Source organism: Treponema sp. TIM-1 (genome assembly GCF_046533115.1).
GTDB lineage: Bacteria > Spirochaetota > Spirochaetia > Treponematales > Breznakiellaceae > JAIRMO01.
Window position 1 is genome coordinate 218,050 of sequence record NZ_JAJQRC010000001.1, and the last position, 24,864, is coordinate 242,913.

Genomic DNA, 24,864 nt, shown 5'->3' on the forward strand with positions numbered 1-24,864 from the left:
GGTTCCCCTCAGCGGGGGATCACCGGGTTTTTTCCCAGGGAACGGGCGGTATTTGCCAGGGCTTTTACTTCTTCTATATCCGGCGCCTCAAACCGGTTCCAGACCGGGTCAAGACAATTTCCCGGCCGGAAGGGCCTGAAATACCAGGGGGAGCTATCGGTGAGGGGGGCGAGGGCCCGGATATCCTCTTCGGTGATAAAGCCTTGGGGGAACACCAGGGTACGGTATTCCCGGCGTATGCCGGAAGCTCGGATCAGGGCGGCGCTTTTTTCCAGCTCCCCTCCGGGATCCGTGAGCCCCGGACCGGCCGTAAGCATCCCGTATCGCTTGGGGGCCAGCTTGAGGTCCAGGGCGATATAATCGGGCCGGGTTTCGTTACGGTTAAAGAGTTCTTCTAGCACGGCGCCGGCGAGCCCGTTGGTATCGAGTTTTACCGGCAGCCCCAGATCCTTGATAGACCGGATCAGGGTAAAAAGCCCCCGGTACAAGGTGGGTTCTCCCCCGCTTAAAACCACTCCCCCAAGGACGGAACGGCGTTTTTTGAGGTGTCCCAGGGCTTCCTCCCGGGAGACCAGCCCGTCCTGCAGGCCCTCCAGGAGTTCCCGGTTGTGACACCAGGGACAACGGAGGTTGCACCCGGGTAAAAAAAACACCGCCGCCACCTTTCCCGGATAATCCACCAGACTGGTTTTTTGCAGGGCCAGTTGGGCATCCATTTACGGCTCGGCGGTAGGGAGGACTTTCTCGGTCCGGGCGGTAATGATGCCCCGGAGGGGACGTATACCGAGCCGGTCTCCGGGTTTTGTATCCTCAGGGAAGCGGAGGATCTTCCCGGTTTCTTCGTTAATAACTACCGAAAACCCCCGTTCCAGAATCGCCCGGGGACTCCCCGCCTCAAGACCGGTCAAAGCCAATTCCAGCCTCCGGCGCAGGAGGGAGATCCGTTCCGAAAGGCATTGCAGGAGTTTTTCTTTGGCGTCATCAAACCGTACCAGCCGGGGCTGCAGGATGGACCGGAACCGATACTCCAGATCCTCCATACGGAAGGGCCTTGAGAGAAGCCTGCCCCGGTCAATCCGGGAGACCATGGTCCGGTGAAAGAATTCCACCTGTTCCCGTACCCATTCCAGGGTCTCCTGCCGGTGGGCGCTCACCAGTTCCGCCGCCGCCGACGGGGTAGGAGCCCGGAGGTCCGCGGCATAATCCGAAAGGGCCCAGTCAATTTCATGGCCCACCGCGCTGATAATGGGAATCTCCGAAGCCGCCACCGCCCGGACCACGACTTCCTCGGAAAAGGGCAAGAGGTCCTCCAGGGAACCCCCGCCCCGGCCGACGATAAGCACCTCCGCCAAATGCCATTGGTTGGCCTGCTCTATCCGCCGGGCGATAATGCCCGCGGCCTCGTTTCCCTGTACCGGGGCGGGGAGGATGATCACCCGGATTCCCCCGGCCCGGCGGGCCAGAATGTTGAGAATATCCCGCACCGCCGCCCCGGTGGGGGAGCTTACCACTCCCACGGTTTCGGGAAAGCGGGGGATGGGCCGTCTTTTTTCCTCATCGAAAAGCCCCTCTGCGGCAAGCTGGCGTTTCCGTTTTTCCAACAGGGCCAGTAGATCCCCGGTCCCGGCTTCCTCCATTTCCTCGCATATTATCTGATAGGTTCCCCGCTGGGCATAAACCGACACGCTCCCCCGGACCCGCAGGAGCATCCCGTCCTTGGGCTCAAAGGAAAGATAGCGGAGCCGGTTTTTGAACATCACCGCCGAAATCGACGCCCCCGCATCTTTTAGGGTAAAGTAGAAATGCCCCGTACTGGAGGGCCTGAAATTGGACAACTCCCCCTCGACGGTTATACGGGTAAAGGCCCCCTCAAGGTTCTGCCTGATCCGTTCGGTCAACTCCGAAACCGATAATTTTTGGCTTCCATCCATGATAAAACAGTATACACCATAGGGGATGGAGGATGAAGGGCGTTAGACGGGGCAAAACCATTTGCTTTTGCCCGGGGGCGTCAGGAATAATAGTACCCCAGGATATCCACACTGAATTTGTTGCGATCCCCCCGGTAGCGGGCGACGGAAAATTCTACCGGCATGGGGGCATCATCGGAGGAAGCAAGGGTTTTAACCAGGATAAGGGCTTTGTTTTTGGCGATTTGTAAAAGTTCCGCCTCTTTGCGGCGGGCGTTGATCGCCTCAATTTCCCGGCGTACCCGGTTAACTCTTACATGGTAGATCTCTTCCAAAGATTGGTAGAGGGAATTAACGGTAAAATCAACCTCCATAAGTTTTTGGTATGGTTCGTAGGGCAAAAAGGTTTCCACATAAACCAGGGGTACCCTATCGGCCAAACGTACCCGGCTCAGATAAATCAGGGGCGCGTCCAGAGGGAGCCCTAATTTTTCATTGGCCTCATGGGGGCCGGTAAATTTTTCAAGTCCTATCACCTTGGTTTGGGGGGTAAGGCCTTTGGATTTCATCTCCTGGTTAAAGGTTTCCAGTTTACTTAAAAAACGCTCCTCCACCTTCGGACTGGATACGAAGGTCCCCTTGCCCTTATAGCGGTTTAGGTAGCCTTCGTTTACCAGCTCACTTAATGCCTGGCGTATGGTGGGCCGGGAAACATTGAGGGCTTCACAAAGCTCATTTTCCGGTGGAAGCATACCCCCTTTCTGAATAGCGGCATTTTCAATTAGCGTAAGGATCTGTTTTTTTAACTGATAATAAAGGGGTATCGGTATATTTTTGTCCAGTTTGATTGAGGTGAATATGCTGTCCATAAGACTCCTTTACCCCTACCCCCATCGGGGATTATCTATGACCCGAAACTTACCGTCGTCTCCTTCAACCACCAATTTACGGTAGCCCTTGGTCTCGATGGTAGCGTAATTGTGACCCGCATCCCCGCGAAAAACAAAAAAAGAAACCAGGGGAACCTTCCCGGTATTTATTGTACGGTGGGCATAACGCGGGGGCACATAGATAACCTTACCCGGTTCCATCGGATAAAATTCCGTGTCCCCCTCGGGGTTCTCTACGAGCATACCCCCTTCTCCCGATAAAGTATAGTACACCTCCGCGGTTTCAAGGATCGTATGGAAATGTCCTTTGGTCATAAAATATTCATTACCGATTTTTCCGGGATAGGTGATGGAGGTACCAAAGGCAAGATCGGCGGGATTTTGCGGCGCGCCAAGTTCATAAAACTCATACACCAGGGGATCCCCTCCGGTCACTGCTTTTTCAAAGGCCGCCGTATCGTTATACATACCCTTCATCTGGGAAAGGTAGCGCTTGGTAGATACCGCATTCCGGGATAATCCGTCCGTCAGGGAAAAGTCCAGTAAAAAACCCCGGACCCAATCATAGTTTGCTTTTTCCGCCATTTCATCTGCCTCCACTTCATTCTTTTGCGATAGCACTTAATCGTTCCAATATCTGCCGGTCAATAGGTATATGAAAAACTTCGGCGATTACCTGGGTCCATCCATGGATAAAATAATTCCACCCGTCTTCCACATGGAGGTTTTTCGTTTCTTTCTGAGCCTCCGCCTGGTGTTTAAAAATCAGATTCCCCCGGTAGTTGATCTCCCATACCAGGCTGTTTTCGGGATATGAGACGGCGTCGGTGGTAGGAGAGCCGGGGGCATCCTTGCCGAGGCCGGTGGCATTGACCACCAGGGAATAGGGGGGTAGGGCGGCAATAAGTTTATCGTTATCCGCCGGAGTGGGGCAATGTAAAAACCGAAAATCGATTTTCGGGTTAAGCCCCTGTAAAGCGGCTGCCGCGGATTTTAGCCGGGGTCCGCTGCGGTTCGCGATGCTTATACGCCGGGGGACGTTGTTTCCAAATCGTTCCTGGGAAAAATACAGGGACATGGCCAGGGAACTCCCCCCCGCTCCCAGAAGCAGGACTTCACCTCCATGGTTGACCCAAAAATCAGGGGGCACAAAGGACTCCAGGGCTAATCCGCTTGAGATAGGATCCTTGGCGTGAGCACAAAAGGCCCCGTCCTTTTTTGAAAGAGAGGAAACTTCCTCCAATTTTTCCGCATAGGGGTCAATATAATCAAACATATCCCGGCAGGCCCGGTAGAGATCCAGCTTGTGGGTGGTCACCAGGGCCCCCAGGGAAAGGGGATCCTCCTTTAAAAAACCGGTGGCCCTTCGATAATCCTCCACCGGAGCATGAAGGGATAGATCTATTCCCCGGATAACGGCGTCAAGCCCCAGGGCTTTTGCCCATTTGGGAAATACCCGCATAATTGAGGATTGTCCCGTGGTTACCCCAATAAAATAAAAAGTCGGAAGCTCTGCTGCCTTTAGACTCGGCATAGCGTATTCTCCTTTCGCACAAGTTGTCATTATGTAGTTACATTGCTACTTGAATAATACTCCATAAGTAATAAAATGTAAAGAGAATTGACATGCTAAGTAATAATGATATTATGTAATTACATAATATATCAGGGAGTTTTTATGAAAGTACTGGTTACCGCCACCTCTTTAAATCCGGTTCATCCCAATCCGGCTCTGGAACAATTAAACCGCTTTGCCGATAGGGTGGTTTTTAATCCCCACGGAAGGCCCCTTACCGAAGATGAGCTTATCCCCCTGCTGGAAGGCTGTGAGGGTTATATTGCGGGCCTTGACTTTATCACCAAAAAGGTGATCGAGCAAAGCCCCTCCCTGCGGGTAATTTCCCGCTACGGCGCCGGTGTTGACCGCCTGGATCTGGAGGCGGCCCGGGCAAAGGGTATCCTGGTCTGTAATACCCCCGGAGTTAATGCCCAGGCAGTGGCGGATTTAACCATAGCCTTGATCCTTTCCGTTGCCCGCCGGATACCTTTCCTGGATCGAAATACCCGACAAGGCCGATGGCCCCGTTCCACCGGCGTTGAGTTGTACGGCAAAACCATGGGTATCCTAGGCCTCGGCGCCATCGGCAAGGCGGTGGCAAAGCGGGCCGCCGGTTTTGCCATGCATATTATGGCCTACGATCCCTATATGGATGAAGCCTACGCCAAAGCCCAAGGCATCGTCGCCGCTGATTTTGATACCCTGGTCACGAGGGTGGATTTTCTCTGTCTGCACCTGCCCCTTACCGCGGAGACCCGGCATATTATATCCGGGGAGGTAATGAAAAGGATGAAACCGGGGGTGATCATGGTCAACACCGCCCGGGGCGGCCTTATCGACGAGCAGGCGGCCTATGAACTTCTCCAATCCGGCCATTTGGGGGGGCTGGGTATTGATGTATATGAGGAGGAGCCCCCAAAAGAGTCCCCCCTCTTTACCCTGGATAACGTGGTGTTAACCCCCCATACGGCTTCCCATACTAGGGAAGCCACCGCTGCCATGGCATCCCTATCGGTACAAAACCTTATCGATGTCCTTTCCGGCAGGGATTGTCCCTACCTAGTGAGGTAATATGAAAGTCATTACCACGGTCCTTGGGGATATTGCCCCGGGGGAGCTTGGATTTTGCCAAAGTCACGAACATTTGTGTATTACCGGCGCCGGCGATTTTCCGGTAAAACCGGAAGAACGGATAGATGATCGGGAAAAGGGCCGGGAGGAGGCGGAATTATACCGCAAGGCCGGGGGAGACGCCCTGGTTGACGCCCAGCCCCTCGGCTGCGGCAGGGATGCTTTGGTACTTCGGGAGATTTCGCAGAAAAGCGGGGTCCGGATCATCGCCTCCACCGGGTTTCATAAAATGGCCTACTATTCTGAGGGGCATTGGATCCATAGGGCGGGCACGGATGAACTGACCCGGCTTTTTATCGAGGAACTGCAGGGGGGAATGTACCTGGACGGGGATAGGTCTTATCCCCGGAATCAAGGTCCCGGCCGGGCCGGACAGATCAAAACCGCCCTGGATGCGGAAGGTCTTACCCCCCGCTATCAAAAATTGTTCGCCGCCGCCGCGGAAGCCGCCAAGGTTTGCGGCTGTGCCCTTATGGCGCATATAGAAAAGGGTTCCGATCCTGTGGGCTTATCCGACTATCTCTTCAAACAGGGCCTGGCCCCCAACGCTTTGATCTTTTGTCACCTGGATCGGGCGGTAGCGGATATTGCCGTCCACCGGGAGATCTGCGGACGGGGAATAACCCTGGAGTACGATACCATCGGCCGCCCCAAATATCACGATGATGAGCGGGAAGTGGCAATTATTACCGAAATGCTGGAAGCGGAATATGAAAACCAGCTCCTCATGTCCCTGGACACCACCCGGGCGCGGCTCCGCAGCTATGGAGGTACCCCCGGTCTTTCCTATATCCGGGATGAATTTATCCCCCTGTTGCGGCGCCGGGGCGTTTCGGAAACCCAGATAGGGGCTTTTTTTGAGGGGAACCCCGCCCGGATCTTTGCCCGGACTAGCCCGGAGCCGGCGGAATCTTGAGACTTCGGGGATTTCCGTAGCATGCTTCTTTTTTACCGAAACTCCGGTCATGCAAAACTGATAACCGTTTTAAGTCCCTCCGCCTTTTTCGCGTAAGCCACGGCTTCGATAAAGCCGGCGAGGGGGAAACGCCGGGAAATTAATTTTCCCAGGTCAAGGTTCCCCGCCATGACCATTTTCGCCACCTCCCGGTATTGGCGCACGTTTCCCCGGGTGGAACCGTGGATGGAAAGCTGGCGGTAGTGGATGAGGTTGGTGTTGATGGTTACCTCCTCCTTGCCCGCGGGAAGTCCGCCGAAAAAGAGGATCCGCCCGTTCATGCCCGTTACCTTGAGGGCGTCGATCTGGGCCGCCGGCGCGGGACAGGCGGTAATACAGACATCCATCAACCGGCCGCGGGTCAGGTCCTTTACCGCTTCTTCCAGGTTTTCCGCATCAATGGGAAGGGAACCTTCCACGAGACGGGTACACTGTTCCATCCGTTCCCGGGAAATATCCCGGATGTATATCTCCGCCGCGCCCTTCGCCTTGGCCAAAAGGGCGTGCATGATACCGATGGGTCCCGCACCGATGATCAGTACCTTATCGTTGAGGCGTATGCCGGTTCGTTCCTGACCGTTAAACACGCAGGACATGGGTTCAAAGAGGGCCGCCGTATCCAGGGGAAGAGCTTCATCCAGGATCATGATATTGCCCTGGATAATGGCGTTATGGGGGATCCGCACATACTCCGCAAAGCCGCCGTCCATATTGATGCCGAAGGCCTGGTAATCGGGACAAAGATGGGTGTCACCGGTAACACACCAATCGCAGATACCGCAGCCGATATTTGGGGCCAGGGCCACCCGCATTCCTTCCCGGTAACCCTTCACGTTTTTTCCGGTTTTTTCGATAATCCCGCTGATCTCATGGCCTAAAACCAGGGGATGTTCCGGGTCCACTCCCTTATAGCCGTTGGCTATCATCCGGAGGTCCGTCCCGCAGATCGCCGCGGCGGAGGTTTTGAGGAGAATTTCATCATCCCCTATCACGGGAAGGGGAAACTCCCCTATCCGTATATCGTTGGCGCCGTACAATTTTGCCCCATACATGGTTAACTCCTTATGACAGATAAATTATTTGTCCCTGTTGAATGGACTCGTTACCGGCCCGCACGATGTCCACCGCCATCATGCCGTCCAGGCCGCATACCTCCGGCTCCCGGTCTTCCCGGATAGCCCCGATAAAACTGATGTCTTCGTTGACATAGGCTTCATAAAAAAGATTTGTCCAGCTCCGGATCACATCGGCCGACATCCGGTGGTCTTTGGTATAGGTAAGGGTCGTACCGCCCATAAGCCCTCCGATATGGAGACTTCCATGGGTACCCAGAATATCGACCCGGGCGTCATATCCGTACTGAACACCCTGGGCGCCATCAATATTACCCATCATGCCGTTTTTCATCCTCACATTCATTAAGACGGTATCGTAAAAATCGGGGTATTGCTCCCGGGCAGCCTCACAGCGGTAATTACCCGCCATGGCGTAGAGGCTTGCCGCTTCGCTTCCGGTGAACCAGCGCAGGGTATCAATATCGTGGCTGTTTACCTCCGCCAGGGGACCGTTGCTCTTATGGATATCGTACATCCACTCCTGGGGGGTGCTGGGACCCCGGGTAAGGGATTTTACGCTTACCACCGCCCCGATTTCCCCGGAATCCACAATTTCCTTTGCCCGGCGAAAATTGGCGTCAAAACGGCGCATAAATCCAATCTGAAGCTTGACCTTGTTTTTTTTGACGGCGTCGATCATCCCCTGACATTCTTCCCGGGTCATGGCCATGGGTTTTTCACAGAGGATATGTTTTCCCGCCCCGGCGGCTTCGATCACGATATCATGGTGGAATTTGGTGGGGGTAACCACAATGACCGCATCCACCGCGGGATTTTCCAGGGCCTGCCGGTAATCGGTATACCAGGTATCTATCCCTAATTCACCCGCCGCCGAACGGGCGCTTTCTTCCACCGTATCGCTTACGGCGACCATTTTTGCGTGGGGCACCCGGGAAGCGAAATTCCGCCCGTGGATCATCCCCGCCCGGCCGGCACCGATGAGACATAAACCGATAGTATCTTTCATATAGCGATCATTCCTCCTTAAATAGCACTCAGGGCATCTATGGTTTTAAGATATTTTTGTATTATGGGTTGGTATTGTTCATGCCGATCTTGGCTATAGGGTATAGGTGTTTCCTCCTTGATGGTTTTTCTGACGGCCCCCCGGTAATCGGTCAGGACCCCGGCGCCGCAGGCGGCGATCACGGCGCTGCCCACCAGGGCCGTATCCCCCACAATGGACCGCACTGCGGAAAGTCCCAGAACATCCGCCTTTATAGAAACAAACAGATCCGACTTTGAACCGCCGCCGGTGGCGGTCATACGGCGGAAATCGCCTTTGGGGTAGAGGTCCCGTAGTACCGACAGGTAGAAGGCATATTCGTAGGCGATACCTTCCATGACGGCCCGGAAGAGGTGCCCCCGGGAGTGTTTAAAATCCAGACCCGTAAAACTGCCCTTGAGCACCGGGTTTGCCGGAAGCACCCTGCCCGCGAAATGGGGAACAAAAATAAGTCCCTCGCTGCCCGCGGGAAGTTTACCCGCATCTTCCTCAAGTTCCGCATAGGAAAGGGGAGGGGTACCGGTAAAGAAATCCCTGAACCAACGAACACAGAGACCGCCTCCATTGATGTAGGCCAGGGGAAACCACCGGCCGTCTTCGGGGGAACGCATCATGGTCATGGTTTTATGGCGTACATCCGGTGAAAAGGAGTCCGCCCCGCAGCAGAACACCGAGGCCGTACCGGCACAGTCCAGAACCTCATCCTGCCCAAAAAGTCCCGCCCCAAAAATCGAAGCCGCCGTATCCCCGGCGCCGGCGACTACGGGAATGCCAGCGGCCAGGCCGGTGAGGCCGGCAGTGGCGGCACTTATCTTTCCCACCACCTCAAAGGGGGACACGATCCGGGCCATCTTCTCCCTGGGTATATCAAAGGCGGATAAAAGCTCTTCACTCCATTCTTTACGGAGGTTATCCGCAAACCCTGAGTACTGCAGATGGGTCCAGTCAAAATAGGATTCCTCCGCGGAGAGGCCGCATAGTTTACCCACCACATAGGCGTGGGGAAGTACATACTTTGCCGTATGCTGATACTCTGTCGGATTTTCGTACTTCCACCAGAGGATCTTTGGTCCGTGGGTATAGGTAACCGGTCCGCCGGTCAATTCAATGATCCGATCTTCGGAATGTTCCCGCATCAGGGTTACGTACTTTTTGCAGCGGGTGTCAAGCCAGGAATCATAGTAGGTTGCCGCCTCTCCATCCCGGTCTATACCCATGATCCCGGCCATCTGCGAGTCAATACCAATGGCCGCGACTTCACCCCCCTTTACCCCCTGTTCTTCCAGCAGCCCTTTGATTACCCGGATCACCGAACCGTAGATATCTTCCGCCTCCTGCCAGACCGTTCCGATTTCAGGCTGAATAAGCCGGGAAGCCTCGAAAGCGGAACCGAGGGCGGTCATTTCCGGGTTAAACAGGGCGGCTTTGGTACCCTGGGTTCCGATGTCCACCGCGATAAGATATACGGCCATAAGCGCCTCCTGTATCCCGCAGCCATGGCGGTAGTAAAAATTGAGGGGAAGCTCCGGAAACTGAAGTTTTCAGAGCCCTTATACTATCCGGGTAGTAAACCCGTACACTTTGGCCATCTGAACCAGTTCGTGGGTAATATCCCCCTGGATGATGATTGCGTGATGGGAAGACAACTCTTCCATCACCCTATGGCCGCTTTTGTTTTTATATCGGATCAGGGCCCCGTTACGGCAGTCCGAACCGGGATACTGTACATAGTCTTCAATTTCGGCCTCGATAATGGTGAGTCCCTTCATATCCGATTGGAGTTTTGCCATGGTGACGGGCCCTGTTTTTATCCGGCAGTCAATAACCACGGCATGGTCATTGACAATGGCCAGGGCCTTTGGCCGCATAACCCAATGGGTACAAAAACTCTGGGGGGCAAACCCGAAGTACCCGCAGTGTACCCCCAGGGCGTGGTTGTCGGGGTCGTCGATGTCCGGAAAGGTATCGATCCCTTCGTGCTTCAGCGCCGCCATCCCCACCAGGAAGGGATAAATATTGGTCATCATCATGGGCCGTTTAAGGCCGGAATAGAGGATGAATTTACTGATCAAAGTAACCGTATCCCCCTCACAGGCCCAGATGAGCCGATCATGTTCAAAAATCCAGTTCCAGGCCAGGCAGGGGGTGGTATCGGAGTGGAAGGATTCGTTAAGGCAGTTACCCCCAACACCGTATACATTTCCCGTTTTATCTATCACTTCTTTTATGGCCAGGTAGAGTTTGACCGCCTTGATAACCGATTCCCGGGGGAGGTCTTCCGTCGGAACGGTCCACTGCTCCCATAGGGCCGTTGCATCCTGGTCAGGTATTTCCCGGGCCCGCTCGTTTACTCCCTTCCAGCTTTGGTAAAGGATCTTGATACCAAAGGCATCTTCAATAAAGCGGGTACATTCGGCTTCCCACCAGTAAAAACGTTTGAAGATATAGGCCTGCATCCCCTCTCCCGGCTCATCCTGAAACATGAGGAAATTGACACCCCCCTGCATGAGTTTTTTTGCCGCGAGGGAACGGAGGATTACCTTGGCAAGATCCACATTATAGGGGGTAAAGACATTGAGTTTTAGTTGGAGCCGGAGATAACTCACTATTTCCCAATCCCACATCTCCACGGTACCAAAGGAGGAGGTTAATACCACAATAGGGATGCGGATGGCGGCCAATTCCGCTTTATGGGAAAAAATGGCGCCGATCAGCTGGGGAAAAAGAAGGGCATCCACAATCCCGGGGATTTCCGTTCCCAGGGCTTGTTCCGGGAGGAATTCCGCCTCGTCCCCGTAGAGTTCCTTCAAAACCGCAAGCTGCTGCCGACGCTCGCCGTTTTCCCGTTCATTCGCCTCGGTAAAATACAAGGGCAAAAGGATTGTTCTCATAGGGAAGCTCCTTTTCATCCGTATTACGGTCTTTGACCATTCAGAATAATACAATCCTTTCAGCAAAAAGGCAATAGGTTTGACATTATGTAATTACATATTGACATTAATGTAAGATATGGTCGATTTTTTTATTTCGTTAAAAAAACAGTTGACAGCCGGTAATTTTGTGTTTATCATAATGATAATACATTTTTACATTTGAGGAGGAAACAATGAAAAAGAAAATGTTTTCAGTGTTGCTGGTTTGCAGTATTGCGGCGCTGATTTTTATGGCCTGTTCAGAGGCTAAACCCGTCGAGACCACCGCCACGGCTACCGCCGAGGTTCCCCGACAGACCTACTATTATATCGCGCCGGGGCTTGGGCAGCCCTACTGCTATGATATGCACCTTGGTTTCAAATATGCTGCCGAGCAATTTAATTGTGAAATAATCCAGCAAGGCGGGGATGATTGGAACTCAACCCCTGCTGCGCAGGCCCTTGAACAGATTATTCCACGAAAACCCGCGGGAATTATCACCGTGGCTTGGGACCCTGCCATGAATCCCGGAATCATCAAGGCCCAGGAGGCCGGCATTCCCATCATCCTGGTGGAAGCGGAAAGCGGCGAATTCGGGGACCTGTATATCGGCCTTGACAATGTGGACGCCGGACGTGAAACCGCGGAACTGCTGTTACAGTATGGCGGTAATTCGGGCAAATTGTTGGTTATCGGGAACTGGGGTTCTACCAATATTGATCAGAAATTTATCGGGCTTAAGGAGATCCTTGCCGGTACCGGCTGGCAGATTGTAGGCGACCAAGACAGTGACGCCGACGCGGAAACATCCCTGCGAGCCGCCAAGGACCTGCTCAACCTGCATCCCGATGCCACCGCCTTTGTCGGACTTGATTCCGCCTGCGGCGCGGGGATTGCCACCGCAATGGAAGAACTTGGTATGGCCCCCGGTTCCTTGACGGTTATTTGCGCCGACCGTGAAGATGCTATGCTTGAATTTATCAAGAGTGGATATATCAACGCCGCCCTTACCAACAGAACGGCCATGATGTGCTATCTTGCCGTGCAGTTCCTGGAAAACATCACCAAGTACGGTTTCTTTGACATTCCGATTACCGCCAACAACAATGCCGCCGGAATAAGCGTTTACCCGAAACAGGTGTATACGGGCAATGTCATTATCACTAAGGATAATGTCAACGACTTTGATCATAATCAGATGGACTCTTACGATACGCCGTTGTATCATTAGCCGATTGAACAAAACATGGGGGACCGCGTTGAACGGTTCCCCGTGTCCGCCCGGAGAATAAGCTCAATGTCCGATACCGATTTTTTAACAATCAGTAATATATCAAAAAGTTACGGCGTTATTATGGCGTTGCGGGACATACATTTTGCGATAAAAAAAGGTGAAATTCATACTATCCTCGGTGAGAACGGTGCGGGGAAAAGTACGCTGGTAAAAATAATCAGCGGGGAAGAAATACCTGACACGGGTTTTATAGAACTAGATGGTCAAAAACCAAAGTCCTACCGGCCGGCAGTGGCTCATTCGATGGGGATCCACATGGTGCATCAAGAACTGGCGGTCTTTGAAAACCTTACCGTGGCGGAGAATATCTATCCGAATTATGATTTTAAAAAAATGGGGAAGATTGATTATAAAAAACTGTATGAAGAAGCAAAGAAAAAGCTTGAAATGTTCGGGCTTAAAACCATCAAACCCGATACGCCCCTTGCGTCGGTAACTCTGGCGGGGCAGCAGATGGTGGAAATTCTTCGCTGTATTGTGGCCCAGCCCAAGGTGATTATCCTTGATGAACCAACTTCTGGCCTCAACAATCGTGAAACCGATTCTTTGATGAATATTTTGAAACACTTGAAAGATGAAGGTATAACCATTGTATATATCTCTCATCGGCTTAAGGAAATAATGCAGATTTCGGATCGCATTACGATCCTCAGGGACGGAAAACTGGTAACGACCCTGGTTAACGACGGCCGGATTACGGAAAACGATTTGATTAACAATATGGTCGGCAGAGATTTAAGCGGAAGCTTATATAAAATAAAGATAGAACCGGGAAACCCGGGAGGGGCTGTTGTACTCGAAGTGAGGGGGCTGGCAAAGAAGAATGCCCTTAATACGACGGATCTAGCCCTTCACCGGGGGGAGGTCCTTGGGGTGTTTGGACTTGAAGGATCAGGGGTAACCAAACTTTCAAGGATGATGTACGGCCTTGAACATAAAGATACCGGAGAAATTTTTGTCAAGGGGAAAAAGATCAATACGGTGAATCCCCGAAACATGATCCGTGAAAATGTGATGTACCTTAACAACAACCGGAAGCTTGCGGGACTCCTCCTCAATATGGCGGTAACCGATAATTTATCCCTTCCCATTCTTTCAAAAATTTCAACTAAATTCGGCTTTATCAATTTCAGAAACCGTGAAAAAATTTCTTTGGAGTATGTTGATAAATTCTCAATCGCCTTATCCTCGCTTAAAACACCGCCCCGGAATCTGAGCGGGGGTAATCAGCAAAAGGTAATGCTTTCCATGTGCCTTGTCCCGAAACCCGAAATCCTTATTGTCAATGAACCGACTCGGGGTATAGATGTGGGAGCCAAGACGGAGATACAGAAATTTTTGTTTGAGATAGCGGCGAAGGGCGTAGGCATTATTGTATTCAGTTCCGAACTGCCTGAGTTGATGTGCCTCTGTGACAGAATACTGATAATGCGGAATAATTCCATGGCAGGGGAGCTTTCCTGCGGCGAATATACCGAACAGGCGATAATGCGTTATGCAACAGTCGGAACTTTATGAGGGGAAACCGAATTCCCCAAAGGAGCTTGGCCCGATGACAGATTTGGTCCGCCGCCTCTCGGCTAATGGGAAAAGACGGTTTGATTTTGGTTCATGGATTATTATATATCTGACGCTGGTGTTGTTTGTATTTCTCTCCGTGGCGAAAGAAAATTTCTTAACCTTTAATAATGTCCACTCTATTTTATTCAACGTATCTTTTTATTACTTTGCCGCCATCGGGTTTACCCTGCTTATCATCATGGGTGAACTGGATATGTCGGTTGGTTCCCTGTTCGGTTTTGGCGGCGCCATGATGAGTTTTTTCGTTTTTTTATACAGGATGCCGGTGGTTCCCGCCATAATTCTTGCCATGCTTACCGCGGGGCTTATTGGGCTGGTAACGGGTTTTCTGATTGTAAAATTCAAGCTTAACTCCATGATGGTTACCATAGGGGTCATGATGGCGGTACGGGGCGTGGTTTGGATACTGGTGAACCGGTTCTCCGGCAGACAGCTTGCAATGGGGGCCCGGGGATTTGTTTCGATGAACGTTTTCGGCGTCCGCTGGACCATTATCGCGATGATCCTAAGCGCCCTTATCCTGGAGATATTTTTGTATAAGTCAAGGTTTTTGAAACAATTATATTATATAGGGCAAAACGTCAATACCAGTGTGCTTTACGGTCTTAATGCCGGCATTGTCAAATGTGTTTGTTTTGTTGTTTCCGCAATGTTTTCCGCCTTTGGCGGCGTCCTGATGACCGCACGACTTGCCCATCCGAATGTATCCGTAGGCAACAACCTGGAGGTTAATATTATTACCGCGGCGGTTATAGGGGGCGCTAGTATTTTTGGCGGAAGGGGCAGCATGGTCAGAACCATGCTGGGGATTTTCTTTGTCTTTACGCTGCAAAACGGCATGACCTCTTTTAATGTCCATACCTATGTACAGCATGTCATAATGGGCATTGTGCTTATTCTTGCGATATACCTTGATGTCAGCATGAACGTAAAAAGAGCGTAAAGAAGGTAATACCATGATAAAAGCCTTGTTAAAACGTGATGAGTTTATTTCGGCCGTCATTGTTGTTCTTTTGGTGATCTTGCTGACGGTGACGGGCGGCGTGTTCTGGACCCGGGGTAATCTGGATTCCCTGCAGGCAAGCATAGCTCCCATAACCATCATGGCCTTCGGTATGATGTTTCTTCTTATTTGTGGGTATTTTGATCTATCCATCGGTTCCACAATGCTGTTGGCCGGTATTCTCTCCGGTGAATTTTCCCTGGACGGCCTTCCCTTTGCGTTGAATATTACGCTGGTATTATTGGCCGGTCTGGTTCTGGGCTGCCTTAATGGATTTTTCGTTTCGATATTGAAGATTAACGCCCTCATCGCGACCATAGGAACCCAGTTTATCGGTTTTGGCGCCGCCATGACCTTGTGGGATCATGTCAGGACCCTTACCAAATTTTCACCGGATTTTATCGAATTGGGAGAGGGAAAAATAATCGGGCTCTATTATATGACGTGGATCATGCTGATTCTCCTTGTGGTGTTTACTTTATTTCTTAAACAAACGAGAGCGGGAAGGCATTTATACTTTGTAGGGGGCAACCGGGAGGCATCCCGCCTTATAGGCATCAATGATAGAAAGATCATTTTTATTTCTTTTGCCCTGTCAGGTTTTCTTGCCGCCCTGGGCGGTCTTTTAACAACGGCGCGTATTCAAAGTCCCAGCCAATATATTGGGGGGAGTATACATATGACCTGTATAATCGCCTGTGTTGTTGGGGGCGGCAGTTTTGCGGGGGGTAAAGGTTCCCCCCTGGGGGCGCTTTTCGGCGTTATGTTTATGTCCCTCTTGACCAATATGTTCAATCTTTTGCAGATGAAGACCCAGCTTCAGAATGTTATCGTGGGTCTTATTCTGGTGGCGGTGATTGTGATGGACGGTTATCTCAACCTAAAAAATTTACGGGAAATGGGAAAGGTTTAGCGACGATAAAAAATCGCACCCCTTGCAGGAAAAGCCGTATGCCTTTGCCATTCGTATAGACCCACCGAGAAAGCACTCCGGGGCGGATCGTTCCCCAACCTACTTGAAGGGAGGGCTTACCGGCCGACTGTGCCCTTTCCGGCGGGAAAACCGCTTCCCGCCGCCGTATATAATCCCTTGGCCTCCTCCCGAATCGGGAGACTCCGTTAAATACTCCTTGTATCAGGTAAGTTTTCCCCAAAGTGAAGTTTTTGGAAAATTCCATTCGTTTTTAAATTACGATTTCAGGAAAAGACTGTTGACAAAGACAAAAAGTCGTTTTATTATAGTTTTGTAATTATGTTAATATGTAATTACATAAACCTTATAAGGAGAGGAGAAGCAATGAAAAAATTTCTATTGGTTTTGAGCTGCCTTTTGATCATGGTCACGGCGACGGTCTTTGGCGGCGGGAAAAGCGATTCTTCGGCTGCTGGCGCCGGTACCGGTGCCGCCGCGGTTACCCAGACGGATCTGAAAAATTTTACTATTAACCCCGCTAATATTCCCAAAAACAAACTGAATACGACCGTATACCTGGCCGTTTCTATCCGTGGATTGGAGAATCCCTACATCGCCACCATCAATGAGGGCATGAAGATGTTCGGCACCTATCTAAGCAGCATCGGCCAGAAATATGAGATGCAGGTACTGGATTCGGGGGGATCCAACGACAAGGAAGTCGATAATATGCGCCAATTCGCCGCAAAGGCAAACGGCAATGCCATCGTTTATTCCGATCCTAATGAAAACGCCATCGCCTATCCTCTGGCGGAAGCCATGGCGGATTCCGGCGGTTATATCGGTACCGCCTGGAATAAACCCGACGATGTCGGACCCTTGGATCTGACTCCCAACTGGGTTATCCATACCTCCCCGGACAATGTTATAAATGGTTATAACATTTCCAAGGCTCTCTTTGACTATATGGGCGGCCGTGGCAAGATCTTCGTGGTTGAAGGCATGTTGGGGAATACCGCCGCTATTGCCCGTGCCCAGGGCCTTGAAAAGGCGCTTAAGGAATATCCCAATATTCAGGTGGTAAACCGGGATACCGGTAACTGGGCAACCGCCGAAGCCCTTCGGCTGGTTGAGACCTGGCTGACCCAAACCCCCGATGTGGGGGGTATCTGGTGCGCCAACGACAATATGGCCACCGGCGCTCTCCAAGCCCTTGACAAAGTCGGTAAAAAAGGGAAGGTCGGAGTCGTAGGGGTTGACGCCAATACGGACATCGTTGAAGCGGTCCGTGACGGTTATGCCATTGCGACGGTGTCTTCCAACGGCTATCTGCAGGGCGGATATACCCTGGCGATATGCTATGCCGCCTGGACCGGTCTCCTGGATGTCAAGAGCCTGCCCCGGGAGTACCGGGAGTTTGCGACTCCGGCGCTCCTCATTACCAAAAGTAACGCCCAGGAATATCTGACCAGTGTTCCGAAATTTGACTTCTCGCGTCCTTTTGATTGCAAGGCTGACTAAAAACGATTTTTTACGGGGTTTAACCCTCAGATCATGTTGATTCAGGAGGGCAGGGAAAGGTATAATAACCCTGCCCTCTTTTATTGTACATCTATAATATTGGAGATAAACGTCATGGCGGATAAAGCCCTATCTTCCCTGTCTATTACGGAAGAATTTTCCCTAAAAATACAAAAAAGTAACCGGAAAGAACGGATAATGCGGTTTGCGCCGATGATCGTGTTGGCTGTGATGATTCTGTTTTTTTCAATTGTTTGCGGTCATGATTTTGCATCGGTAAATAATTTCAAAGCGATCCTTAATCAACTGGCTATTCCCCTGCTGGTTGCCCTGGGGCTTACCTTTGTTATTATGATCGGTAGTATAGACCTTTCGATTGATGGTACGGTGGGAATGGCCGCTTCCCTATTGGGGGTTTTCGCTCTGAATAGCCGGTTCCCCTTTGATTTTGGGTTCGGCGCCGTTCTGCTGGCAGTCCTTGCCAGCATGATCGTCGGTTTGATCATTGGGCTTATTCATGTCTATTTCAGGATCCCGTCCTTCATGGTTTCATTTGCATTCATGTATGTATGCCGCGGCATCGGCCTCCTGTCCTATTCGGGACAGCCCCCTACCATATTGGATCCGGTTATGGCTCAGCTTCCCAAAATAGCCTTTTTGGGGGTCCCCTTTATAACCTGGGTGGCCCTGGCGATGCTGCTTATCTGTATATTTATTCAGGAATTTACTGCCTTTGGGCGTTATATTTACGCGGTCGGTACCGATGAATCGATCCTCCACGCGGTCGGGGTAAGCGTAAACCGGGTAAAGGTAAAGGTGTTTATGCTGGCCGGACTTTGTTTCGGTATTGCCGGTATGCTGGGGGCCATACGCCTGGGGCAAGGCCAAATTGGAGTCGGTACGGGGCTTATGTTTCCGGCCCAGACTGCAGTGGTTGTAGGCGGTACTTCCCTGGCCGGAGGGAAGGGAGGGGTTATCAATACCATAGTAGGGGTATTGATAATGACGGTTCTGGCCAACGGCCTTTTGATTATCGGGGTTAATCCTTATATCAGAACGGGGATTGAAGGCGTTATTATCCTCGCCGCAGTGGCCCTTACCGTAGCCCACGGTGCCAAGGTTATCAGTAAATAGGAGTACCGCATGAATAACGATAAACAACTGCTTTTCAGTGCAAAAAATATAGAAAAGCACTATGCGGCCACCCATGCCCTTCAAGGGGTAGAACTCGAAGTTTATGAGGGGGAGATTGTCGGGCTTGTCGGCGAAAACGGCGCTGGGAAATCCACCCTTCTAAAAATAATCATCGGTGCCGAAAGTCCAAGTAACGGAACCATGACCATACATGGGGTGCCCTATATTCCTAAAAACCCCATGGATGCAAATAGACATGGTGTCGGTATGGTATTTCAGGAACAGTCCCTGATCGTAAGCCTCTCGGTGGGACAGAATATCTTCTTTGGTCATGAAAAAGAATTCCGTACTCTGGGGGTAATAAACTGGTCAAAGCTCTACAAGCAGGCGGCGGAGGCCCTTGAGGAGATAGATATACGGAACATCAATCCCCGAAAGAAGGTCAGCGATCTGAATTTTGCCACCAGGCAGATGATCGAGGTTGCCAAAGTTATCAATGTAACCAAATCGGCGAATCAAAAATGTCTTATCCTGCTGGACGAACCGACCTCCGTACTCAGCGAGGAGGAAGCCCGGAATCTTTTTGTACAGATGCGTAAAATTGCGGACCGGGGGCACGGTGTTGTATTTATCTCCCACCGGCTGGATGAGGTTTTGGAGGTTACGGATCGAATATACGTTTACAAGGACGGGGCCAGTGTTGGGTCCCTGTCCACCAAAGATGCCGATGAGGCAAAGCTCTACGAGATGATGGTGGGACGTTCCACCTCTACCGAATATTACCAAATGGACAAACAGATCCGGCCCCAGGAAGAAGTAGTTTTGGATGTCAGGAACCTGGGCCTGCTGGGGGTATTCAAAAACATCAGTTTCCAACTCCACCGGGGGGAGATTCTCGGCCTTTGTGGGGTTATTGGTTCCGGTAAAGAGGAGATCTGCGAGGTCCTTTGCGGCGATGAAAAACCCACTTCAGGGGAAATAATCTTTAAGGGTAAACCGGTAAATTTTTCCTCGCCGGCGGTGGGGCTTAAGAACGGCATTCTCATGATCCCCAAGGAACGGCTTGTTGAAGGTATCATACGGACCGCTTCAATCGAAAACAATATCGCCCTCTCAAACCTTGATGAGCTTGCGGTGGCTTCCTTTGTTCCGGCTAAGACGATACGGCGGCAGGCGATGGAATGGATAAAACACATGCGGATAAAAGCTATCGGCCCCAAAGAACTCCTCATCCAGCTTTCCGGGGGCAACCAGCAAAAGGTCGTATTTTCCCGCGCCCTGGCAAGCAAATGTGACGTGTTGATTCTGAATCATCCAACCCGGGGGGTTGATGTAGGTGCCAAGGAAGAAATATATGCCACCATCCGCGATATCATGACGGGTGGGAAAGCGGTGATCCTCTTGGGCGATACCCTTGACGAGTGTATAGGGATGAGTAACCGTATTTTGGTTATGAAAGACGGACTTGTTACCGGTGACTTCGACGCTTCGACGGACAAAAAACCCAGCCAGGTCGATGTTGTCAGTGTTATGATGTAAGAAGGAGAAGAATATGCAGATGACTGAAAAATTAGATATTGGCCGCAGAATGCAGATACAGGATAAATTCATGCGGTACTTCAGCTTCTCCGCTATCGTGATTTTAATTATAGGTTTTACCCTTGCCCAGAACAGATTTTTAGGCCAGGCAAACCTCAAAACTCTGTTAAGCGATTCAGCGCCGCTTATCATCATGGCATCCGGTATGACCGCCATACTGTTGCTGGGTTCCATCGATCTATCCATGGGGGCAGCCTGTTCGGTAGCCAATGTTATCACCGTGCGGGTTCTCAACCTCCTGGGACCTTCCATCGGTTCCCCGATGCTTACCGCACTGGCGGCTCTGGTTGTGGTGCTTGCCTTTGGGGCATTTTCCGGGGTCCTTCTGGGGGTAATCCACGTAAAATTCAAAGTTCCTTCATTTATTGCGTCCCTGGGCTTTATGTCTTTGTGGCAGTCGGTGGCATTGCTCATCAGTAATGCCCCGGAGTCTGTCACCAAAGTCAACTGGGGCAGTGTAGGGTGGTTCAGGATCACCTTTGGAGTAATTGGCCTTCCCCTTGTACTGGCCTTGGTTTGTATTGTAGTACTGTACATGCTACAGAACAGGACCACCATGGGGCGTGCCTTGTACGCCATTGGCGGTAATGAACGGACTTCCCGTCTTGCGGGCCTGCATGTTGACCGGGTCAAGATCATCGCATTTATGATAAACGGTATGTGCGCCGCTCTGGGTGGTTATTTTTTGGCGGCAAAGCTGCGTAGTTCCGCTCCTAAAGTTGGTGACCCCTTTACCCTGTTGATTGTCGCATCGGTCGCCTTGGGCGGTACTTCTCTTACCGGGGGACGCGGTAATATCGCCGGGACTCTGCTTGGGGTGTTTATCGTATCGATCATTCAAAATGGCATGAATTTTATCGGGGTGGACGCTTACTGGCAGAATATTGTTTTCGGCCTCTTTATACTGGCCGCGGTGGCGATAACAGTGGATCGATCCACCCGGGGGCTGATCATTAAATAAGGAAAAGCCTCCAAAAATCGAAGTTTTTAGCGGTTCCCTCTACGGATGGTATGGTGGCGGGGTAGGGGCCTGACCGGCCGGCAGCCGGGAACCCCCGGCGCCGGGTAGCGCTTTAAACCGATCTATCTCTTAAACGAGGCTATAACCGCCGTCAACGATCAAATCAAGACCCGTCGTATAGGTTGAAGAGTCGCTGGCAAGGTAGATAACCGCGCTGATCAATTCCTCAGGTTTCCCCATCCGGTGAAGTGGCATTAGAGGCAGCCATGCGTCCTTTAGTTCCTGAGGCGTCTCGGTGGACATCGGGGTCGCGATGTATCCGGGGCTTAGGCTGTTGACCCTGATCCCCGCATCCGCCCATTCAATGGCCAGGGATTTGGTCATGTGAATGACCCCGGCTTTTGATGCGTTGTAAGAGGCCTGCCACTGGGGAATATTGACGATACTTCCCGACATGGAAGCCATATTAATGATACTGCCTTTGATTCCTTTCTCCATCATAACCCGGGCAGCGCTTCTTGCGACGATGTATTCCCCGGTCAAATTCACCTCGATCACCTGCCTCCATTCCGATATGGATGCTTCCAGGGTTCCCTTATGGATACAGATTCCGGCATTGTTAAAAACAACATCAATACGGCCGGAACGCTCACCTATTTTCGCGATAGCCGTGTCTACGGCTTTTTCATCAGACACATCCGCCTTGACCCAATAGGCGATATTCCCATCATCTTCTATTTCTTTAATGGCTTCCTTAGGCTCACTCCGCTGCAGGATCGCCACTTCCGCACCCGCTTTCGCAAGTCCCCGGGCCACAACTTGTCCAATGCCACGGCCTCCTCCGGTAACCAGGACTACCTTACCCTTTAAACTGAAAAGTTCTTCCAAAAACATACTGATAAACTCCTCCTTGTAATTGGTTCATCAAAAAATACCACAAAATGGAGACTTTCCCAAAATTTCAGTCTGGAGAAAGCAACCTTATATTTAGAAGAAAAAGCGGTCCTTTAGCCACTTTTTCCAAAGTTTTTCCCGAAATCAACCGGGTTTTAGGAAAGACTCAATAATCATATTTAAGGATCATAAATAAGATTTGTCAAGATATAATTACATAGATTGGTATTAAAAAACATTGACATATTTATGGTGTAATGATAGAATGTTATTACATTAAGAAATCTGAAAACTCAGGATACGACAAGGAGCTTATCATTATGAGCATGGAAAGACGCATTAACAATGTCAGATCCTTCGCATCTCCCGGAAAATATATTCAAGGCGAGGGAATTTTGAATAATATACGGGAATTTACCGATGCTTACGGTAAAGCGGTAATATTCATCATAGATATAAATCTGTTTGATGTTATGAAGAAGCGGCTTATAGATTTATATCTTCCCGAATATCGAATTGCCTGTCATGCAAAGGCCGGTGAAATTACGTTGGCGGCTTTGGATGCTTTTGAGAAGGAATTATCAAAAACCCCGGTTGATGTTTTTGTAGGGGTAGGGGGTGGTAAAACCATTGATACGACGAAGGTTCTGGCGGAGCGTTTTTCGACGCCCGTAATTATCGTTCCCACCGTGGCATCTACGGATGCACCCTGCAGCGGATTGTCGGTCATCTATAAAGACAACGGTGAGCATAGTCATGAAATATTTTTGAAAAAAGGGCCCGATGTGGTACTGGTGGACAGCACCGTTATCGCCAAAGCGCCGGTGCGTTTTCTTATATCGGGTATGGGTGATGCCTTGTCCACCTATTTTGAGGCAATGGCTAATGTACATTCAAATTATGTCAATATCGTAAGTTCCGAAGCTGGTTTTAGCATGGGCTCGTCCCTGGCTTCCCGGGAGATTGCACGGCTTTGTTACCGTGCATTACTTGCGAATGGACGCAAGGCCCTAATCGCCGCAAGGCAGGGTATTGTCACGGAGGCCCTGGAAAACATCATCGAAGTCAACACCTTGTTGAGCGGTATTGGATTTGAAAGTAATGGGACCGCCGCCGCCCATGCTGTCAACGACGGTCTAACCGCGATCCCTACTAAAGAAATATATTATCACGGTGAAAAGGTGGCCTTTGGGGTGCTTTGTGAAATGGCGATTGAAAATACGCCTGATGAGATCGTGAATGAGGTATACTCCTTCTGTATTGATGTGGGGCTGCCCGTTACCCTTGCCGGCCTCGGCATAGAGACGATAACCCCGGAGATCCTTGATACCATTGCCGAGGTGGCTTATCATAATGTTATTCATGCCGAACCTAAGGTCATAACCAGAGAAATTATCAAAAGTGCAATTTTGACAGCGGACGGTATCGGCAGGGCGTATCTGAGCGGAAAAAAAATTTTGGCATAAGGAAACTTAAAAAAAACATGAAGCGATGAGGAGAAAGAAACCATGGAGTATAAATTAAGAAATAAAAATTTTACCGCGGTATGCCTTTCACAGGGAGGAGAGCTTGTCTCAATGATCGGTAAAGAAGGGGTTGAATATTTGTGGAAGGGGGATGCCGCCTCGTGGTCCGGCCACTCGCCGAATCTGTTTCCAATAGTCGGTGCTTTAAAAGACGGTAAACACGAAGTTGACGGTAAGGTATACAATCTGCGCAAACACGGGTTTGCCCAATACCATGATTTCAGGATAGTTGAACAAGGGGACGTCTTTATTGTGTTTGAACTCAACGCTACGGAGGAAACCCGCAGGGAATATCCCTTTGAATTCAAATTTCAAATCCGTCACGAGCTGATCGCAGACGGCGCGATTACTACGTATCGTGTTGTTAATACCGGAGATGTTCCTCTTCCCTTTTGTATCGGTGCCCATCCGGGCTTGGCCTGCCCGCTATTTCCCGGGGAGCAGTTCAGCGACTATGAGCTGGTTTTCGGAAAGCCGGTTACCTTGTATACCCTTAAATGTCCCGATCTGAATCCCATTGATCCCGATGATATCCGTTGTTTGTTTGATGACCGCGCTACTCTGGGTTTGGACTATAGCTTGTTTGATTATGATGTACTCATCTTTCGGGATGTACCTTGCCGGGATTTATCGATACGTCACAAAAAGAAAAAGCACGGTATCAGAATGCTTTTCGAGGATTTCCCGGCTATCGGCCTATGGACGGCGCCCCATAAAGAGGCCCCGTATCTCTGTCTGGAGCCGTGGCAGGGTATACCGGCTGTCAAGGGGGAGGGACCTGCTATTAAGGACAAGGCCTATGCCGTTATATTACCGCCCGGCGGTGAAAGACAGTTTAGTTACAGCCTGCATATATTAGGAACCACCGAATAGGACGGGGGTATGCGGTTAGATTTGTTTTATAATATGTAATTACATATTGACAATATTATATTAATAATATTATTATTAATTCGTATT

The 24,864-nt window shown here is 50.8% G+C and carries 22 protein-coding genes; 12 read left to right on the top strand and 10 right to left on the bottom strand.

What is annotated here, in order from left to right:
- Positions 1-8: 8 nt before the first annotated feature.
- From LQZ21_RS00960 to LQZ21_RS00980, 5 genes are all read right to left on the bottom strand, one after another.
- Positions 9-716, bottom strand: coding sequence for an anaerobic ribonucleoside-triphosphate reductase activating protein (locus LQZ21_RS00960; protein WP_411042221.1), 708 nt, complete (start codon positions 714-716; stop codon positions 9-11).
- Positions 717-1,931 (bottom strand): exodeoxyribonuclease VII large subunit, encoded by a 1,215-nt coding sequence (gene xseA, locus LQZ21_RS00965; protein ID WP_411042222.1) that lies wholly within the window; start codon positions 1,929-1,931, stop codon positions 717-719.
- An 80-nt stretch (positions 1,932-2,011) separates the two neighbouring features.
- The gene (locus LQZ21_RS00970) at positions 2,012-2,779 is read right to left on the bottom strand and encodes a GntR family transcriptional regulator (RefSeq protein ID WP_411042223.1); all 768 of its coding nucleotides are present in this window, start codon (positions 2,777-2,779) and stop codon (positions 2,012-2,014) included.
- 15 nt (positions 2,780-2,794) lie between these two features.
- Positions 2,795-3,385: a glucose-6-phosphate isomerase family protein gene (locus LQZ21_RS00975; protein ID WP_411042224.1), complete on the bottom strand. Its 591-nt coding sequence runs from the start codon at positions 3,383-3,385 to the stop codon at positions 2,795-2,797.
- Between the two features lie 16 nt (positions 3,386-3,401).
- Positions 3,402-4,334, bottom strand: coding sequence for a shikimate dehydrogenase family protein (locus LQZ21_RS00980; RefSeq protein WP_411042225.1), 933 nt, complete (start codon positions 4,332-4,334; stop codon positions 3,402-3,404).
- Between the two features lie 144 nt (positions 4,335-4,478).
- Here LQZ21_RS00980 and LQZ21_RS00985 point away from each other — a divergent pair, with 144 nt between their 5' ends.
- Positions 4,479-5,429, top strand: coding sequence for a phosphoglycerate dehydrogenase (locus LQZ21_RS00985; protein ID WP_411042226.1), 951 nt, complete (start codon positions 4,479-4,481; stop codon positions 5,427-5,429).
- Between the two features lies 1 nt (position 5,430).
- Entirely contained in the window at positions 5,431-6,405 is a 975-nt protein-coding gene (locus tag LQZ21_RS00990) for a phosphotriesterase family protein (protein WP_411042227.1), read from the top strand.
- A 47-nt stretch (positions 6,406-6,452) separates the two neighbouring features.
- On the opposite strand, the gene LQZ21_RS00995 is transcribed toward LQZ21_RS00990, so the two are convergent.
- The 4 genes from LQZ21_RS00995 to LQZ21_RS01010 all read right to left on the bottom strand — a co-directional run bounded on the left by LQZ21_RS00995 (position 6,453) and on the right by LQZ21_RS01010 (position 11,456).
- On the bottom strand, positions 6,453-7,496 hold the full coding sequence (locus LQZ21_RS00995) for an alcohol dehydrogenase catalytic domain-containing protein (RefSeq protein WP_411042228.1): 1,044 nt from the start codon (positions 7,494-7,496) through the stop codon (positions 6,453-6,455).
- A gap of 10 nt (positions 7,497-7,506) precedes the next feature.
- Complete coding sequence (locus LQZ21_RS01000; RefSeq protein WP_411042229.1) at positions 7,507-8,526, bottom strand: Gfo/Idh/MocA family oxidoreductase; 1,020 nt, start codon at positions 8,524-8,526, stop codon at positions 7,507-7,509.
- A gap of 17 nt (positions 8,527-8,543) precedes the next feature.
- Entirely contained in the window at positions 8,544-10,037 is a 1,494-nt protein-coding gene (locus LQZ21_RS01005; protein WP_411042230.1) for a xylulokinase, read from the bottom strand.
- Between the two features lie 78 nt (positions 10,038-10,115).
- Positions 10,116-11,456 (bottom strand): hypothetical protein, encoded by a 1,341-nt coding sequence (locus LQZ21_RS01010; RefSeq protein WP_411042231.1) that lies wholly within the window; start codon positions 11,454-11,456, stop codon positions 10,116-10,118.
- 215 nt (positions 11,457-11,671) lie between these two features.
- Between LQZ21_RS01010 and LQZ21_RS01015 the strand changes: the two genes are divergently transcribed.
- The 8 genes from LQZ21_RS01015 to LQZ21_RS01050 all read left to right on the top strand — a co-directional run bounded on the left by LQZ21_RS01015 (position 11,672) and on the right by LQZ21_RS01050 (position 21,484).
- Complete coding sequence (locus LQZ21_RS01015; RefSeq protein ID WP_411042232.1) at positions 11,672-12,709, top strand: sugar ABC transporter substrate-binding protein; 1,038 nt, start codon at positions 11,672-11,674, stop codon at positions 12,707-12,709.
- Between the two features lie 123 nt (positions 12,710-12,832).
- The gene (locus LQZ21_RS01020; protein WP_411042233.1) at positions 12,833-14,290 is read left to right on the top strand and encodes a sugar ABC transporter ATP-binding protein; all 1,458 of its coding nucleotides are present in this window, start codon (positions 12,833-12,835) and stop codon (positions 14,288-14,290) included.
- A gap of 34 nt (positions 14,291-14,324) precedes the next feature.
- Positions 14,325-15,296, top strand: coding sequence for an ABC transporter permease (locus LQZ21_RS01025; protein ID WP_411042234.1), 972 nt, complete (start codon positions 14,325-14,327; stop codon positions 15,294-15,296).
- 13 nt (positions 15,297-15,309) lie between these two features.
- A complete protein-coding gene (locus LQZ21_RS01030; RefSeq protein ID WP_411042235.1) occupies positions 15,310-16,269 on the top strand; it encodes an ABC transporter permease in 960 nt (319 codons plus the stop codon).
- Positions 16,270-16,653: 384 nt separating this feature from the next.
- Positions 16,654-17,790 carry a sugar ABC transporter substrate-binding protein gene (locus LQZ21_RS01035; protein WP_411042236.1) on the top strand — a complete coding sequence of 379 codons (1,137 nt, stop codon included), beginning with the start codon at positions 16,654-16,656 and terminating at the stop codon, positions 17,788-17,790.
- Between the two features lie 114 nt (positions 17,791-17,904).
- Positions 17,905-18,924 (top strand): ABC transporter permease, encoded by a 1,020-nt coding sequence (locus LQZ21_RS01040; RefSeq protein ID WP_411042237.1) that lies wholly within the window; start codon positions 17,905-17,907, stop codon positions 18,922-18,924.
- 9 nt (positions 18,925-18,933) lie between these two features.
- A complete protein-coding gene (locus LQZ21_RS01045) occupies positions 18,934-20,463 on the top strand; it encodes a sugar ABC transporter ATP-binding protein (protein ID WP_411042238.1) in 1,530 nt (509 codons plus the stop codon).
- Positions 20,464-20,482: 19 nt separating this feature from the next.
- The gene (locus LQZ21_RS01050) at positions 20,483-21,484 is read left to right on the top strand and encodes an ABC transporter permease (RefSeq protein WP_411042240.1); all 1,002 of its coding nucleotides are present in this window, start codon (positions 20,483-20,485) and stop codon (positions 21,482-21,484) included.
- Between the two features lie 129 nt (positions 21,485-21,613).
- Here LQZ21_RS01050 and LQZ21_RS01055 read toward each other — a convergent pair whose 3' ends face one another.
- Positions 21,614-22,378, bottom strand: a complete 765-nt coding sequence (locus LQZ21_RS01055; protein WP_411042242.1) for an SDR family oxidoreductase — start codon at positions 22,376-22,378, stop codon at positions 21,614-21,616.
- A gap of 320 nt (positions 22,379-22,698) precedes the next feature.
- Between LQZ21_RS01055 and LQZ21_RS01060 the strand changes: the two genes are divergently transcribed.
- Together LQZ21_RS01060 and LQZ21_RS01065 are read left to right on the top strand one after the other, a co-directional pair.
- Positions 22,699-23,844, top strand: coding sequence for a glycerol dehydrogenase (locus LQZ21_RS01060; RefSeq protein ID WP_411042243.1), 1,146 nt, complete (start codon positions 22,699-22,701; stop codon positions 23,842-23,844).
- Between the two features lie 42 nt (positions 23,845-23,886).
- Complete coding sequence (locus tag LQZ21_RS01065; protein ID WP_411042245.1) at positions 23,887-24,777, top strand: aldose 1-epimerase family protein; 891 nt, start codon at positions 23,887-23,889, stop codon at positions 24,775-24,777.
- Positions 24,778-24,864: the final 87 nt, after the last annotated feature.